The 14,708-nt window shown below is 75.2% G+C and carries 14 protein-coding genes; 8 read left to right on the forward strand and 6 right to left on the reverse strand.

All coding sequences use genetic code 11. The features are described 5' to 3' along the window. Nucleotides 1–2: 2 nt before the first annotated feature. The 4 genes from ACF1BN_RS04410 to ACF1BN_RS04425 all read right to left on the reverse strand — a co-directional run bounded on the left by ACF1BN_RS04410 (nucleotide 3) and on the right by ACF1BN_RS04425 (nucleotide 4,089). Complete coding sequence (locus ACF1BN_RS04410) at nucleotides 3–1,574, reverse strand: DNA cytosine methyltransferase (protein ID WP_392330075.1); 1,572 nt, start codon at nucleotides 1,572–1,574, stop codon at nucleotides 3–5. Between the two features lie 40 nt (nucleotides 1,575–1,614). After that, complete coding sequence (locus tag ACF1BN_RS04415) at nucleotides 1,615–2,598, reverse strand: DNA cytosine methyltransferase (protein ID WP_392330076.1); 984 nt, start codon at nucleotides 2,596–2,598, stop codon at nucleotides 1,615–1,617. After that, complete coding sequence (locus ACF1BN_RS04420; protein ID WP_392330477.1) at nucleotides 2,591–3,019, reverse strand: very short patch repair endonuclease; 429 nt, start codon at nucleotides 3,017–3,019, stop codon at nucleotides 2,591–2,593. Before ACF1BN_RS04420 ends, ACF1BN_RS04415 begins: the two co-directional genes overlap by 8 nt. Nucleotides 3,020–3,090: 71 nt before the next feature. Next, on the reverse strand, nucleotides 3,091–4,089 hold the full coding sequence (locus ACF1BN_RS04425; protein WP_392330077.1) for an SEC-C metal-binding domain-containing protein: 999 nt from the start codon (nucleotides 4,087–4,089) through the stop codon (nucleotides 3,091–3,093). Nucleotides 4,090–4,151: 62 nt separating this feature from the next. Between ACF1BN_RS04425 and ACF1BN_RS04430 the strand changes: the two genes are divergently transcribed. Beyond that, nucleotides 4,152–5,015 (forward strand): class E sortase, encoded by an 864-nt coding sequence (locus ACF1BN_RS04430; protein ID WP_392330078.1) that lies wholly within the window; start codon nucleotides 4,152–4,154, stop codon nucleotides 5,013–5,015. Here the strand turns inward: ACF1BN_RS04430 and ACF1BN_RS04435 are convergent. Continuing rightward, a complete protein-coding gene (locus ACF1BN_RS04435) occupies nucleotides 4,987–6,495 on the reverse strand; it encodes an MFS transporter (RefSeq protein ID WP_392330079.1) in 1,509 nt (502 codons plus the stop codon). The genes ACF1BN_RS04430 and ACF1BN_RS04435 overlap by 29 nt on opposite strands. A gap of 144 nt (nucleotides 6,496–6,639) precedes the next feature. Between ACF1BN_RS04435 and ACF1BN_RS04440 the strand changes: the two genes are divergently transcribed. The 5 genes from ACF1BN_RS04440 to ACF1BN_RS04460 all read left to right on the forward strand — a co-directional run bounded on the left by ACF1BN_RS04440 (nucleotide 6,640) and on the right by ACF1BN_RS04460 (nucleotide 11,196). After that, nucleotides 6,640–7,170, forward strand: coding sequence for a winged helix-turn-helix transcriptional regulator (locus tag ACF1BN_RS04440; RefSeq protein ID WP_392330080.1), 531 nt, complete (start codon nucleotides 6,640–6,642; stop codon nucleotides 7,168–7,170). A 75-nt stretch (nucleotides 7,171–7,245) separates the two neighbouring features. Continuing rightward, a complete protein-coding gene (locus ACF1BN_RS04445; RefSeq protein WP_392330081.1) occupies nucleotides 7,246–7,584 on the forward strand; it encodes a DUF6412 domain-containing protein in 339 nt (112 codons plus the stop codon). Nucleotides 7,585–7,841: 257 nt separating this feature from the next. Beyond that, nucleotides 7,842–8,510, forward strand: coding sequence for a YidC/Oxa1 family membrane protein insertase (locus ACF1BN_RS04450; protein WP_392330478.1), 669 nt, complete (start codon nucleotides 7,842–7,844; stop codon nucleotides 8,508–8,510). Nucleotides 8,511–8,614: 104 nt separating this feature from the next. After that, a complete protein-coding gene (locus tag ACF1BN_RS04455; protein WP_392330082.1) occupies nucleotides 8,615–9,484 on the forward strand; it encodes a fumarylacetoacetate hydrolase family protein in 870 nt (289 codons plus the stop codon). 113 nt (nucleotides 9,485–9,597) lie between these two features. Next, a complete protein-coding gene (locus ACF1BN_RS04460) occupies nucleotides 9,598–11,196 on the forward strand; it encodes a choice-of-anchor A family protein (protein WP_392330083.1) in 1,599 nt (532 codons plus the stop codon). Here the strand turns inward: ACF1BN_RS04460 and ACF1BN_RS04465 are convergent. After that, a complete protein-coding gene (locus ACF1BN_RS04465; RefSeq protein ID WP_392330084.1) occupies nucleotides 11,159–12,274 on the reverse strand; it encodes a Gfo/Idh/MocA family oxidoreductase in 1,116 nt (371 codons plus the stop codon). The genes ACF1BN_RS04460 and ACF1BN_RS04465 overlap by 38 nt on opposite strands. Nucleotides 12,275–12,339: 65 nt before the next feature. Here ACF1BN_RS04465 and ACF1BN_RS04470 point away from each other — a divergent pair, with 65 nt between their 5' ends. Both ACF1BN_RS04470 and ACF1BN_RS04475 read left to right on the forward strand, forming a co-directional pair. Then, complete coding sequence (locus tag ACF1BN_RS04470; protein ID WP_392330479.1) at nucleotides 12,340–13,548, forward strand: ROK family protein; 1,209 nt, start codon at nucleotides 12,340–12,342, stop codon at nucleotides 13,546–13,548. A gap of 182 nt (nucleotides 13,549–13,730) precedes the next feature. Next, nucleotides 13,731–14,636 (forward strand): hypothetical protein, encoded by a 906-nt coding sequence (locus ACF1BN_RS04475; RefSeq protein WP_392330085.1) that lies wholly within the window; start codon nucleotides 13,731–13,733, stop codon nucleotides 14,634–14,636. Nucleotides 14,637–14,708: the final 72 nt, after the last annotated feature.

Consider the following 14,708-nt stretch of genomic DNA (forward strand, 5'->3'; position numbering starts at 1 on the left):
GGTCACCTGCCGGTGAGCGGGTGACCCTTCAGGCCCTTGTGGTCCAGTGCCTCCACCGGGACGGCGGAGGCCGGCCGGGTCCTCAACCGCTCGGCCGCCTCCTCCAACCGTTCTTCCCTCCCGTCCCCGTCCAGGTCGGGTTCGAGGACGTGCTGCAGCACGTGGAGCGCCAACAGGGGCGGGACCGCGTTACCGATCTGCTGTGCCACGTCCTTGCCCTTCCAGGGGTACGCGGCGGGGAAGGTCTGCAGCACGCCCGCCTCGGCGTTCGTGAAACGACCGAGACCGCCCGGGAGGTCCACGTTCGTACCCTTGTGGACCAGACGGTTCCGGGACACCTTCCCCGTGATGGTGGCCGAGGGGGTGTCATGGTCGCGACGCCCCCGGGCGTCCGGATCGCCGCCGGTGCCGTAGTTCGAGACGACGGTGAACTCACCTCGCTCGGGGAACGCGCCCGCGGCCTCGCGCAGAGCCGTCTCCATGGAGATCCAGCCCTTGCTCGGGGTCTTCGGGGTCTTCTCCGCCGGATCCGGGGTGTCCCGCGGGGGCAGGGGCAGCTGCTCGCCGTCCTCCCCGAGCACACCGCCGTCGCGCCCTCCCGGGCGGTAGCGCTCGTGGGTCGCCTCCAGATCGGCGAGCGTTCCGGGGCCGAGCCTCGCCATCAACACGGCACGGCGCCGGGTCTGCGGGACCCCGAACGCCTCCGTGTGCAGGTACTGCGTGTTCGTGCGGTACCCGAGAGTCGTGAGAACACGGGCGTACTCCTCCCACACCCGCATCACCGCCGGGACCTGCTCCAGCACCACGGCCTCATAGGGGCGCGAGCCGGGCCGCAGGCTCCGCTCGATCACCCACCACAGGGGCTGCAGGACCAGGCCCGTCCGGGGGTCGCCCAGCTCCTCGAGCCGCTTGCGCGCCTTGTCGAGTTCGCCGTTCAGATCGCCGTACGCCTTGAGCAGCGCGGTGAGGTCGGCGTCGGGCAGTCGGACGTCCTGAGGGTTCTTCAGCTTCTTGAAGAAGTCCTTGGTCTCCCGCGGGGTGTGGCCCAGGCCCGCCAGTCGGCTCCGCATGGTCTTGCGCAGGCCGGTCCGGGCCTTCTCGATCCGCTGCTTCTCGACCCTGACCTCTTCGGCCAGGACCTCGTTGAGCCGGAGCTTCTCGTAGATCTTCCGCCAGGTGCGGAAGGCGCCCTTCCAGGCGTCGAGGCGGTCTTCGTCGCTGCGAACGGCGCGCGCGGTGCGCACGGCCTCGTGCAGTGTATGGATGTGCTCCGTCACGTCGTGCAAGGACCTGCGGCCGGCGCCGTTCCCGGCGACCGTGAAGGTCTGGCACGGCGGACCGCCCGTGAGCACGTCGGCGTGCGGGAAGAAGGCCGCGCGGTAGCGGCGGACATCGCCGTGGAAGGTGTCCATCCCGGCGTGATTGCGGGTGATGACGGCGTCGTCGTCCCACTCGATGCCCGTGGCCCGGTAGCCCAGGGCCTCGGCCGCCACGTCCAGTCCACCGGGCCCTGCGAACAGGTCCAGGATGCGGAGGTCCGCAGGTGGTGTGTGCTGGTTGTGGGCGTGGCTCATGTGCCGGAATTCTAGAACAGAAAAAGATAGCACCGGTCCCTCACGAAGAGGGGGAGCGCAGGGCCTCCGCCAGGGCGACGCCGAGTGCCCGCGCCACCGGCGGGGGAGTGGAATGGCCGATCTGTCGGTACCGCGACGTCTTGCGTCCGGTGACGCGCCACTCCGGCGGGAACGACTGGAGCAGGGCTGCCTGATCCACCGTGATCTTCACCATCAGGGCGGGATCCGTCGAGCGCGGCCACGCGTACTCCGGTCCCGGGACGTCGTCGGCGAGCGAACCCGCGTTCACCCCCATCCGTGCCCACGCGCGCTTGGTGCCCGACGGCCCCAGGTCCGCGCCGCCCCGGTTCTCGGACCCACCGACCAGAGTGGGTGCCGGCGCTGTGGCCTGCGCGGCCCATTCCTCGGCTTCGGCCCAACCCCGTGACCTCATCGACGGGAGCAGCACGTGTCCCACCGGGACGTGATCAGTGACCGTTGGAGCCGGCGGGGCGAATCCGGAGAACCACGGTTCCTTGATCGCCACCAGCACGCCGACCCTACGCTCCTGCGGTACGCCGAAGTCTGCGGCGTTCAGGACGAACCAGCGAGAACGGTAGCCGAGATGACTCAGCTCGGCCTCGATGAAGGATCGTATCGACGCGTAGGCGGGGGAATCGACCAGTGCGGGCAGGTTCTCCAGCAGCAGGGCCCTCGGCTGGACGGCATGCAGCAGGTAGACCGTGGCCTCGAGGAGCCGCAGTTCCTTGTCGGCGTCGGCCCGGCCCCGCGCGGCCGATGCCTTCACCCGGGGAAGCCCCGCCGAAAGGAGATCGACGTCCAGGGACTCCGGGTGCTCGTCGGGCAGGAAGTCGACCAGGTCCTGACGGACCACGTTCCAGTGCGGTCGGTTGGCGAGGATCGTCTCGCACGCCTGGGAGCCGTGGTCGAGCAGCAGCGACGGTGCCCAGCCGGCGGCCTCCAGCCCGGAGGCGAGGCCGCCCGCACCGGAGCAGACGTCCACGAAACGGAGCAGCTCACTCATTCCTGCCCCGCTCCTCCTGCGCCGCGATCCCGGCCCCGGGAAGCGCCCGCCTTCTCTCGGCCACGGCCGCCCGCACCGTCGCCGCGACCTCCTCCGGGGCCTCGTGCTCCCAGAAGCGGAGCACTTCCCATCCGGCCGCTGTGAGGTGCGCGGTCGTCTCCAGGTCGCGGGCCATGTTGCGGTCGAGCTTCTGTCGCCACCATTCCGCGTTCGCCTTCGGACGCGTGGCGTGCTCGGGGCAGCCGTGCCAGAAGCAGCCGTCGATCAGTACGGCCACCTTCACCGAGGTGAAGGCCACGTCGATCCGGCGCCGGGCCATGCCGGGGACCGGGTACTCGACGCGGTAGCGCAGCCCGGCCGCGTGGAGGAGACGGCGTACCGCGAGCTCGGCGGCCGTGTCCTTGCTGGCCTGCCTGCTCATGCGGGCCGAGACGCCGGGGGAGGAGGGGGTGGCTTCGGGCACACCGGCATTCTGCCGGCGGCCCCGCGGGCTCATTCCGCCCCGTGGCACTCCCCGTAGGCCCGCCCCGAGTCGCACCAGCAGGTGGCCGTGCGGAGAGGGGGCCAGGGGGTGGCTCGGGCTCGGGCGGCGAGGGTGGTGGCGTACTGGGGGAGGAGGTCGGCGTTCGCGGGGGAGGAGGACTCCGAGGCGGCGAAGGCCTCGTAGGAGGGGACGGTGGCGCGGACGATGCCGAGGTTGGGGGTGCCGGCCGCGGAGAGTTCGCGGAGGGAGGCCTCGATGTCCGTCAGGTGGGCGCGGTGGGTGGGGTACTCCGTCTCCAGCTCCGGGTAGGCGGCGAGGAGCTCGTCCAGTTCGCCGGAGGGCCAGTGGAGGACCGCCACCGGGAAGGGGCGGGAGAGGGCCGTGCGGTAGGTGCCCAGTTCGGAGCGGAGGCGGGCGATCTCGGCCTGGAGCTCGGCGGGGTCGGAGGAGCCGAGGGACCACAGGCGCTTCGGGTCGTGGAGTTCGTCCAGGGGGATCGTGCCGGGGTGGAGGCGGTCCGCCAGGGTGTCCCAGTCGTCGTGGTCGAGGGCCAGCATGCGGCGGACGCGGTGCCGGGTCGCGAGGAGCGAGCGGGTCGCGTGGGGGAGCTCCGTGCCGGGGGCGAGGAGGTGGGTCGCCGCCTCGGTCAGCGTGGCCTCCGCCGTCTGCAGTTCGTCGTGGGCCTCCAGCGTCTCCGCCACGATCTCCCACGGGGCCGCGTCCGTCGGGCGGGCGCGGCGGACGCCGTCGATGACGGCTCTCGCCTCGGCCTCGTGCCCGTACTCCCACAGGTTCGACGCCTTCAGCGCGCGGATCAGGTGCGGGTCCGCCGGCTCGCCGGACAGCAGGTCGTCGTAGAGGGCGGTCGCCCCCGGCCGGTCGTCCGCCAGCTCCAGGTGGGCCGCGGCCCGGAGCACCAGCGGCTCCCGGTCCCCGGGGTACTGCGCGGCGGTGCGCAGCAGGCGCTCGGCTTCGGCGGTGTGGGCGGCAGGCGTGTCGGGGCGCATGTCTTCACCGTACTGCTGTACGCCCCTGGAGAGTTGGCGCGGCAGCGCCTATCGTGCGCGGCGTGCGGGACAGGAGACGCGGGGGGCGGGAGCGGGTGCCGGTCGTCGTCCAGGCGCGCTCGGGGCGCCGTGGGCTCGCCCGCGTGCTCTGGATCGCCGCCGAGACCGTCGTCACCTGCGGTGTTCTCATCCTTCTGCTCGTCGTCCACCAGCTGTGGTGGACCAATCAGCAGGCCCGTGCCGAGGCCGGCGCGGAGGTGGCCGCGCTGGAGCGGGAGTGGGACATCTCTCCCCCCGGGGGCGGGGAGGGGGCGGATTCCCCCGAGGACGGGCCCCAGGCCGACCCCGGCCCCGGCCCCGAGCCCGCGGCCGAGTCGTCCGTCGTGCCGGGCGCCCCGGTCGGCGGGCCCGCGTCCGGGAGTCCGTCCCCCGGGCGTACGAGGCCTCCGGCGCGCCCCGCGGCGCCGTCCGCCGTCCCGCCGCCCTCCGGCGCGACCTTCGCCGTGCTGCGCATCCCGCGGATCGGGCTGACGGTGCCGGTCGCCCGGGGGATCTCCAAGAGCAAGGTGCTGGACAGGGGGTACGTGGGCCACTATCCCGGCACCGCCGCCCCCGGGCGGCCCGGGAACGTCGCGCTCGCCGGGCACCGGAACACGCACGGCGAACCGTTCCGGTACGTCAACCGGCTGCGGAAGGGGGACGAGATCGTCCTGCGGACCCGGGAGGGCACGTACACCTACCGCGTCGACCAGATCCTGCCGGTCACCTCGCCGCGCGACACGGGCGTCATCCAGCCCGTGCCCCGGTCGATCGTCAAGCCCTCGTACGGGTACTCCAGGGCCGGGTCCTACCTCACCCTCACCACCTGCACGCCGGAGTTCACCTCCCGCCACCGGCTCATCGTCTGGGCGACCCTGCGACGGTGAGGGCCGCTCCCGCCAGGGCGAGGACCGCCGAGGCCGCGACGGCCGCGTCGGGGCCCGACCCGGACAGGGCGAGCATCAGCGCCACGCCGGCGGCCGAACCGATGTACCGGGCCGTGTTGTTCGCGCCCGAGCCCATCGCCGCCCGCTCCGGGGGCACCGAGTCGACCGCGAGCCGGGGCAGCGCCGCGTTCAGCAGGCCGCTGCCCGCGCCCGCCGTCACGAGCCCCGCGATCAGCCGCGGCCAGGGGAGGGCGGGGGAGTCGAGGGCGCCGAGGAGGAGCAGGACGCCCGCCGCCGACAGGACGAAGCCGAGGGCCAGCTGGTACGGGGCCGAGAGCCGGCCCGCGAGCCGCCGTGCCTGGAGCGCCACCGCGAACGCCGTGCCCGACCAGAGGACGAACAGCCACGCCGCCGCCAGGGGCGCCATGCCCGTGCCTCGCTGGACCAGGGCCGGGACCACGCTGAACAGGCCGATCACCGCCAGGCCCGTGAACAGCGCGCCCACCGCCGACACCCGGAAGTCCGGCCGCCGCAGCAGCGCCAGGTCGATCATCGGCCGCGCCACCCGGCGCTCCACCCGGAGGAAGAGGGCCGTCAGCGCGGCCGACGCCAGGAACAGCACGCCGATCACCGGACGCAGCCACCCGTCCCGGCCCAGCGTCAGGGCGGTCAGCAGCGCGCCGAGGGCCAGGGCGAGGGTGGTCGCCCCGAGCAGGTCGGGGCGCCGGCCGCCGCCCGTGGCGCGGTCCGCCGGACGGGCGAGGGTACGGGTCCCCACCGCCGCCGTCAGCACGGCCGCCGCGCCGAGTGCCACGTACGCGAGCCGCCAGTCCACCGGCCCGAGCGCTCCCGCGAGCAGCGGGCCCAGCGCGATCCCGCCGCTGACCGCCGCGCCCCAGACTCCGGTGGCCCGGATCCGGTCGCGGCCCGAGGGGTACGCGTCGGCCAGCAGGCCCAGGCTCCCGGCGAGGATCGCCGCGCTCGCCGCGCCCTGCGCGATCCGCGCCGCCGTGAAGAGCGCCGTCGAGCCGGCGAAGGCCCCGAGCGCGGTCGTCACGCCGAGTGCGAGCGTGCCGAGCAGGAAGACCCGGCGCCGGCCGTGCGCGTCGGCCAGCGCGCCCGCGACCAGGAGCAGCGCGGCGAGGCCGAGCGGGGTGCCGTTGAGCAGCCAGGCCTGTGCCGAGGGCGGCGTCCCGAACGCCTCCGCCATCGCCGGGAGGGTGAGCATCGGCGCGGTGTAGTTCATCAGCGCGAGGGTGGTGGCGAGGGCGGTGACGGCGAGGGTGGCCGGACCGGGGGAGCGGGTCGGGCCGGGGGAGCGATCCGGCCCGGGGGAGCGATCCGGCTTGGGGGAGTGATTCGGACCGGGGGAGCGATCCGGACCGGGGGAGCGGGCCGGGTCGCCGGGAGCGGGGGCGGCGGCGTGCCCGGGCGGGTCGGGGCGGGGTTCGCGGTGGGGCTGCGGCTGGGCTGTGCGCATGGGGGCCTCCGCCCGATCGGTGCGTCAAGGCGTCGTCGGTTCAGTCAATGAACCATTACTCTACCCCTTGAGTTCGTTCAATGAACCGATGCTTCACCAGATAGGTTCGGTCACTGAACCGAACTTTTGGGTACGCTGGTCGGCATGGCCCTCGGCAAGGACTACGCCCAGCAGCAGTGCTCCATCGCCCGCGCCCTGGAGGTCGTCGGCGAGCGCTGGACGCTGCTCGTCGTGCGCGACGCCTTCTACGGCGTCCGCCGGTACAGCGACTTCCTGGCCCACCTCGGCGCCCCCCGCGCCGTCCTGGCCGCCCGCCTCCAGGCCCTCGTCGACGCCGGTGTCCTCGACCGGCGCCGCTACCAGGACTCCCCGCCCCGCGACGAGTACGTCCTCACCGAGCGCGGCCTCGCCCTCTGGCCCGTCCTGCGGGCCCTCGGAGCCTGGGGCAGGACCGAGATCCCCGGCACCGTCCCCATGCGCCACTTCCACCACGCCGAGTGCGGCACCGAACTGGGTCCGTACGGCGAGTGCCCGGCCTGCCGCCTCCCCGTGGCCCCCGCCGACGTCGAGATGCGGCCCGGCGCCGGGCTCGACCCGGACCCCGCCGACCCGGTCGGCCGCGCCCTCCTCGCCCCCCGCCGCCTCCTCGTCCCCCTGGAGCCGGCCGCTTCCTGAGGAGGGCCGGGAACTCTCCCGCACGGCCGTTCGTCCTACCCGGCAGACAGTGAAGTCCGGGGAACGGGGGGCGTGATGAGCGGGAGTCTGGTCCCGCGCCGAGTCGCGCCCCCCGCCCTCCTCCACGCCTTCGCCTCCTCCCTCGCCTTCCTCCTGCCGTTCCTCCTCGCGCTCGCGGCCGCCGGGGCGTTCCTCTCCGACGGCTCCGTCGGCGCGGGCGTCGTCCTCGCCGCCTCCGCCGTCGTCGCCGCCCTCGTCGGCGCCCGTACGGCTCCGGCCGTGCCCCCCACCCTCGTCCGCACCGCGCTGCGCGACCGGGCCCGCCGTACGGCCTTCCTCCCGCAGCGCGACCCCGACGCGGCCGGCCGCAGCCGGCCCAGGGCGCCGGGACGCTCCCTCCCGACGGCCGCGTAGGGGTCCGCGCACACCGCACCCGACGACCCCTTCGCGCGGTCCGTCATGCCGAGACACCCCATCCCCGGCACGACGAACCCCGGAGGGTTCCCTTGTCCCTGCCCTTGTCGCCCCTGTCTCCGCCCTTCTCCGCGCCCCTCCTCCCCGCATCCCCGTCCCCGCTCCCGCTCCCGCCCCCGTCCCAGCCCCTCGCCTTCTCCGTCTTCCCGACGTCCGTCCTCGACGCCTTCGCCGCCCTCGTCGAGCGGCTCGCCGAGCTGCTCCAGCCCCTCGCCGACGGTGCCTCGACCGCCGCCGCGGTCGTGCTGCTCACCGCCCTGGTCCGGCTGGCCGTCCACCCGCTCTCCCGCGCCTCCGTCCGGGGGCAGCAGGCCCGGGTCCGGATCGCGCCGCGGGTGGCCGCGCTGCGGGAGAAGCACAAGCGGCGGCCGGAGCGGCTCCAGCGGGCGATCCTGGAGCTGCACGCCGAGGAGAAGGTCTCGCCGTTCGCCGGGATCCTGCCGGGCCTGCTCCAGGTGCCCGCCTTCCTCCTCCTGTACGCGCTCTTCTCCTCCGGCGACCGGATGGCCGGGCACAGCCTCCTCGCCGCCCCGCTGGACGCGCGGTGGGCCGGCGCCCTCGCCGACGGGGGGCCCTTCGGGCCGGCCGGGCTCGTGTACCTCGCCCTCTTCGGGGTGACCCTCGCCGTCGCCGCGTACCAGTACCGCAGGACCCGCGGGGAGACGGCGGGGGCGGCGGGGGTGGAGGGCGCCCCGGCGGCGCTGGGCCGGATCCTTCCGCTGCTGTCCTTCGGCACCGTCGTGACCGTCGCCGTCGTCCCGCTGGCGGTCGGGCTCTACCTCGCCACCAGCACCACCTGGTCCGTCGTCGAGCGGGCCCTACTCATGCGTAAGGGTCCGCAGGCTGAACGGGGTCTTGCGGGCTGAACGGGAACCTTGGAGGATCGGACGATCCTCCGATGGCCGCACTCCATCGGCCGGGGCACCGAAGGGCCTCCCCCCGGGCCCACCTCGACCACAGGGAGAAGACCATGAAGCTGCTGCGAGTCGGCCCGCCGGGCGCCGAGCGTCCCGCCCTCCTCGACGGGGACGGGACCCTCCGTGACCTGTCCTCCTTCGCCGACGACGTCGACGGCCGGCTGCTCTCGGACACCGCCACGCTCGACCGGATCCGCGCCGCCGCCGAGGCCGGGGTGCTCCCCGCGTACGGCGGCTCCGGCGACGCCACCGGGCTGCGCGTCGGCCCGCCGGTCGGCCGGATCGGCAAGGTCGTGTGCATCGGGCTGAACTACCACGGCCACGCGGCCGAGACCGGGCAGGCCACCCCGGCCGAGCCGGTCGTCTTCCTCAAGGCCGCCGACACCGTCGTCGGCCCGGACGACACCGTCCTCGTGCCGCGCGGCTCGGTGAAGACCGACTGGGAGGTCGAGCTGGCGATCGTCATCGGCCGGACCGCCCGCTACCTGGAGACCGACGAGGAGGCCCTGGCGCACGTCGCCGGGTACGCGCTCGCGCACGACGTCTCCGAGCGGGAGTTCCAGATCGAGCGCGGCGGCACCTGGGACAAGGGCAAGAACTGCGAGACCTTCAACCCGCTCGGGCCCTGGCTGGTGACCGCCGACGAGGTGCCCGACCCGCAGGACCTCACCCTGCGCCTGTGGGTCAACGGCGAGCTGAAGCAGGAGGGCCACACCTCCGACCAGATCTTCCCGGTCGCCGAGGTCGTCCGGTACGTGAGCCGGTTCATGACGCTGTACCCCGGCGACATCATCAACACCGGCACGCCCGCCGGTGTCGCCATGGGTCAGCCGGACCCCAAGCCGTACCTCCGCGCCGGTGACGTCGTCGAGCTGGAGATCGAGGGCCTCGGCCGTCAGCGCCAGGAGCTGAAGAGCGCCTGACCCCCGGCCCGGCGACGGGCTGCGCCGGCGGGCGACGACGGCCGGCGCCGAATCTGGCGGCACCCCGCGTGGGGTGCCGCCATTTTCGTCCTTTTTTATGCATATTGCGGCGTATGGAACCTGTGAAGAACGGACGCGCCCCCCGCCGCGGAACACGTCTCGCCCTCTCCGCCGCGACGGCGGTGCTCGCCTCCGGCGCCCTCGTCGGCGGACTCGCCGGCACCGGCGCCGCCGATCCGCTGCCCGGCGGGCTCGGCCCCTGCCTGCCGGGCAAGTGCCCGCCCACGTATCCCGACCTCAACAACGGCGAGGTCGTGTGGCGCGACAACGCCGTCAACGTCTTCGTCGGCGGCGACTTCCTCGTCCGCGAGGCCGCCGCGGAGGCCGAGGGCAAGGTCGTCGTCCTCGGCGGCTTCGACCAGGCCAAGCGCGCGGGCGTCTCCCAGGTCTACAACGTCGGCATCGCCGGCGGCGGGTCGCGGGTCGTCCCCGACAACGGGACCGCGTTCCTCAGTGTGGGCGGGAACATCACCGTCGCCGCCGGGCAGAGCCTCCTCACCGAGGAGGGCTCGGTCACCGGCAGGACGCTGTACGCGGGCACCGCCACCGGCACCGTCTCCCCGGCGCCCGTCAAGGACGCGGCCGCCGTCGCCCCGTACACCGCCCTGCGCGACGAGCTGACCGCCGCGAGCCGGTGCTACGCGTACGTCGACGGGGCCTCCCGCACCGCCACCGGAACGGCCGTCAACAAGGGCTACGAGACCCTCTTCACCGGTGACGGCACCTCCGCGCTCCAGGTCTTCAACGTCGACTTCGACCTGGAGTCGGGGCCCGGCGGGCAGCAGGGCATCCGCTTCGAGGGGATCCCCGCGAACGCGACCGTCCTCGTCAACGTCCTCGGCGGCGACCGGACCGTCGACACCTACATCGACGGCCTCCCGGGGCTCCGCGACCGGCTGCTGTGGAACTTCCCCGACGCGACCCGGGTCACGTTCGAGGGCACCGCGCAGTTCGCGGGCAGCGTCCTCGTCGGCAACCAGGCCAGCACCGCCACCATCACCATGCCGGGCATGAACGGCCGCTTCTTCACCACCGGCGACCTGACCCACGCCTCCGAGCCGGGCGGGGGAGGCGGCCAGGAGATCCACAACTACCCGTTCGACGGCGACCTGCCGTCCTGCGACGAGGACCCGACCCCGACCCCGACGGAGACCACGCCCACCCCGACCGAGCCGACCCCCACGGAGACCACTCCGACTCCCACCGAGCCGACCCCCACGGAGACCACGCCCACCCCGACGGAGCCCACCCCCACGGAGCCGACCCCGACGGAGTCCACCCCGACTCCCACCGAGCCGACCCCCACCGAGACCACGCCCACGCCGACCGAGCCCGTCCCCAGCCCGACCGACTCCGCCGACGGCGGGGTCACGGACGGCGGGGTCACGGACGGCGGCTCCGACGGCGGTGACTCGGGCGGCTGGACCAGCGGCGGCGGGTCCGACGCCGGTGGCTCCGACGCCGGCTCCGACGGAGGCTACGGCGACGACACCGGCGGCCACCACGGCCCGGACGGCGGGGGCGAGCTCCCCGAGACCGGCGCCGGCACCGGGAAGATCGTCATGGGCGCGACGGCGGCCGCGCTCGCCCTCGGCGGCGGCGTCCTCGTCGCCGTCAGCCGCCGGCGCCGTCGGGCGCGGTGGTCGGCCTGACAGTGACGCCCTCGCGGGCCGAGCGCCGCGCCGCCTCCAGTACGTCCAGGGCGGCGGCCGCCTCGTGCGCGGTGACCGGGTTCGGTCCGGTGCCGCGCACGGCGGCGGCGACGGCCGCGTAGTACGCCGGGTAGTCCCCCGGCACCGACGCGACCGGCGTCCCGCCGCCGGTCAGCGGGGACTCCCCGGAGCCGATCCGGCCCCACAGCCCCTCGGGCTCCACGCCCCAGGCCGCGCCGGGGCCGGGCCGCAGCCCCTCGCGCAGTGCCGCCTCCTGCGGGTCGAGGCCGTACGTGACGAAGCCGGCCCGCTGCCCGAGCACCCGGAAGCGGGGCCCCAGCTGGGCGGCTGTGGCGCTCATGTACAGGTGGGAGCGGACGCCGCCGGCGTGGGTGATCGCGACGAAGGTGTCGTCGTCGGCCTCCGCGCCCGGCCGGCGCACGTCCGACTCGGCGTAGACGGACACGGCGGGGCCGAAGAGGACCAGGGCCTGGTCGACGACGTGGCTGCCGAGGTCGTACAGCAGACCGCCGATCTCCTCCGGGGCGCCGGACTCGCGCCAGCCGCCCTTGGGGCGCGGCCGCCACCGCTCGAAGCGGGACTCGAAGCGCTGGACCTCGCCCAGTTCGCCCTCGTCCAGGAGGCGGCGGAGGGTGAGGAAGTCGCTGTCCCAGCGCCGGTTCTGGAAGACGGAGAGCAGCAGCCCCCGCTCCTCCGCGAGCCGCGCCAGGGCGCGGGCCTCGGCGGCGGTCGCCGCGAGCGGCTTGTCGACGACGACGGGCAGCCCGGCCTTCAGGGCGGCCTCGGCGATCGGGACGTGGGTCTTGTTCGGGGAGGCGACCACGACGAGGTCGAGCTCCGGGCCGCCCTGCGCCCACAGCTCCTCCGGGCGGGCGAGGACCTGGACGCCCGGGTGGGCCGCCCGCGCCTCCGCGGCGCGCTCGGGGTTGCCGGTGGTGACGGCGGCGAGCGTCAGGTCGGGGGAGGCGGCGATCAGCGGGGCGTGGAAGACGGAGCCCGCCAGGCCGTAGCCGACGAGGCCGACGCGGAGGGGGCGGGGGGTGGTGAGGGGCGTCATGGACAGCACTTAAGCAACGCTGTTGCCGAAGTGCAAGCAGGAGGCAGAATGAGCCGGTGACGGTGATGACGAGGGACCCCGGCGGCGGCGCGAACCTGTCGGCGCTGCGCGGCCACAACACGGCGCTCGTGCTGGACCTGCTGCGTACGGCGGGCGAGGAGGGCATCAGCCGCCTCGAACTGGCCGAGCGCACCGGCCTCACCCCCCAGGCCGTCAGCAAGATCACCGCCCGGCTGCGCGCTCGGGGCCTGGCCGCAGAGGCCGGCCACCGCGCCTCGACCGGCGGCAAGCCCCGTACCGTCCTGCGCCTGGTCCCCGCCGCCGGGTACGCCGTCGGCGCCCACCTCGACCGCGACGGCCTCGCCCTCGCCCTCACCGACCTCACCGGCGCCCCCGTGGCCCTCCGCCACCGCCCACTGGCCCTGGCCGCCGGCCCGGAACCGGTCCTCGCCGCCGTGGAGGAGGAGCTCCGCACCCTCCTCGCGGAGGCGGGCCTCCCGCTCCCCCCGCCGCCGGGTCACGCGTCCGCCGCCGTCCCCTCGGTCGGGTCCGCCGCCCTCCCCGAGGTGGCGTCGGGTGCCGCGGGGCTCGGGTCGGGGGTGCTCGGGTCGGGGGTGCTCGGGGTCGGAGTGGCGATGCCGGGGCCGCTGGACCACCGCGGCGGGGTGCCGGGGCGGGTCACGGGGGCCGCGTCGTGGGACGGGCATCCGGTGCGCGACGTGCTGGGCGCGCGGCTCGGACTGCCCGTCACGCTCGACAAGGACACCAACGCCGCCGCCCTCGGACTCGCCGTCCGGCCGGGCGCGCCCCGCTCCTTCGCCTACGTCCACCTCGGTACGGGGCTCGGCGCCGGCCTCGTCGTCGGCGGCGTCCCGCTGCGCGGCGAGCGGACCGGGGCGGGTGAGCTCGGCCACCAGACCGTGCAGCTCGACGGGGACCCGTGCGCCTGCGGCGCGCGCGGCTGCCTGGAGGTGCTCTGCCTCGCGGCGGTGGCCCGGGGGGACCTGCCCGGGGCGGCGCGGATCCTCGGCACCGGCGCCGCCAATCTGGTCCGGCTCCTCGACATCGACCGGGTCCTGCTCGGCGGCCGGGTGGTCCGCTCCGCGCCCGGGGTCTTCGCGGACGGCGTGACCGCGGTGCTCGCCGGCCTCCGTCTCCCGACCCCGGTCGAGGTCGTGGCCGCCCCGCACACCATGGCCCTCGGTGCGGCCCACCTCGTCCTGGCCCCCGTCTTCGGTCTGGCGCCGCATCCGGCCGACGTCCCGGCCCCCTGACCTCCTGACCGGGGATTTCGGGAGCGGGAGCGGCCGTTCATAGGAATGTCGGACCATACGCTGATCGGGCGGATCCGGCGGGCGGTCGGGGGGCACGGCGGTGTCGTCGCCGGTTCCGGACCGACGGGTGTGGCAGCGTCGCGGGCGTCCCGTACGTCCGCGAGCAGCAAAGGCACCCGCACATGGCACCCGCCCCCCGGCCCCTGCGCAGCGCCGCCGCGGCCGTCACCCTGCCCCTGGCACTCGGCCTCGCCCTGCCGGCCGGGCCCGCCTCCGCCTCGGCCGCTCCGGCCCCTGCCCCCGCCCCTGCTCCGCGCTGCGGCAGCGCCTCCGCCGCCGGGTTCCCGCTCGACACCAAGATCCACGACGGTCCCGCCGACTACCCCGCCGGAGGAGCGTTCCGGGCGTGGGAGCTGGAGGTACGGAACACCACCGAAGGGGACTGCGCCGGGGTGCATCCGGTGCTCGTGCTCGCCGACGAGGGGCGGGTGCTGCGGCCCGAGCAGATCCGGCTGGAGTTCTACGACGGGGAGGCGGAGGCCTGGCGGCCGGTCGTGTTCGAGGCGACCGAGGAGGCGGAGAGCGTCGGCGCGTTCACCGGGTTCGGCGGCTTCTCGGTGCCCGCCGGACGGACCGTCACCGTGCCGGTCAGGCTGGCGTTCCGGGACGACGTCGCTCCCGAGGAGGTCGTCGTCAACGCCGCGCTCGTCCAGCGCCGGGGCGCCGACGGCGACTGGGTCGGCCGCTCCGACGACTACCGCCTCACCATCGGACCGCCCGACCCGGCCGAACCCGCGCCCCCCTCCGCCCCGGCCGACCCCGCGACCCCCGCACCCAGACCCACCCCCGTCCCCACCTCCGCACCCACGTCCGCACCCACCCCCACTCCCGACGGATCCACGCCCGCGACCCCACCGCCCCCCGCCGGCCTGCCCCCCGGGACCGGCACCCAGCCGCGCCCCGAACTCGCCCACACGGGCGCGGAGGAGGAGGCCGCCCGCCTGGCCCCCTGGGCCGCGGCCCTCGCCCTCGCGGGCGCCCTCCTGGCCCGCGCCGGCCACCGCCTGAGAAGAGCCCCCCGAAGCTGACGGCCGGCTCCCGGACCCGCCGACCCTGACGGCCGGCTCCCGGACCCGCCGACCCTGACGGCCGGCTCCCGG

It is taken from the genome of Streptomyces sp. NPDC014861 (assembly GCF_043081625.1).
In the GTDB taxonomy this organism is placed as follows: domain Bacteria; phylum Actinomycetota; class Actinomycetes; order Streptomycetales; family Streptomycetaceae; genus Streptomyces.

Coding starts and splice junctions, on each gene's coding strand:
- ACF1BN_RS04445 (WP_392330081.1), top strand. CDS start 7,246: ATGAGCGGGAGTCTGGTCCCGCGCCGAGTCGCGCCCCCCGCCCTCCTC.
- ACF1BN_RS04465 (WP_392330084.1), bottom strand. CDS start 12,274: ATGACGCCCCTCACCACCCCCCGCCCCCTCCGCGTCGGCCTCGTCGGC.
- ACF1BN_RS04435 (WP_392330079.1), bottom strand. CDS start 6,495: ATGCGCACAGCCCAGCCGCAGCCCCACCGCGAACCCCGCCCCGACCCG.
- ACF1BN_RS04455 (WP_392330082.1), top strand. CDS start 8,615: ATGAAGCTGCTGCGAGTCGGCCCGCCGGGCGCCGAGCGTCCCGCCCTC.
- ACF1BN_RS04470 (WP_392330479.1), top strand. CDS start 12,340: ATGACGAGGGACCCCGGCGGCGGCGCGAACCTGTCGGCGCTGCGCGGC.
- ACF1BN_RS04425 (WP_392330077.1), bottom strand. CDS start 4,089: ATGCGCCCCGACACGCCTGCCGCCCACACCGCCGAAGCCGAGCGCCTG.
- ACF1BN_RS04440 (WP_392330080.1), top strand. CDS start 6,640: ATGGCCCTCGGCAAGGACTACGCCCAGCAGCAGTGCTCCATCGCCCGC.
- ACF1BN_RS04475 (WP_392330085.1), top strand. CDS start 13,731: ATGGCACCCGCCCCCCGGCCCCTGCGCAGCGCCGCCGCGGCCGTCACC.
- ACF1BN_RS04460 (WP_392330083.1), top strand. CDS start 9,598: ATGGAACCTGTGAAGAACGGACGCGCCCCCCGCCGCGGAACACGTCTC.
- ACF1BN_RS04415 (WP_392330076.1), bottom strand. CDS start 2,598: ATGAGTGAGCTGCTCCGTTTCGTGGACGTCTGCTCCGGTGCGGGCGGC.
- ACF1BN_RS04410 (WP_392330075.1), bottom strand. CDS start 1,574: ATGAGCCACGCCCACAACCAGCACACACCACCTGCGGACCTCCGCATC.
- ACF1BN_RS04420 (WP_392330477.1), bottom strand. CDS start 3,019: ATGAGCAGGCAGGCCAGCAAGGACACGGCCGCCGAGCTCGCGGTACGC.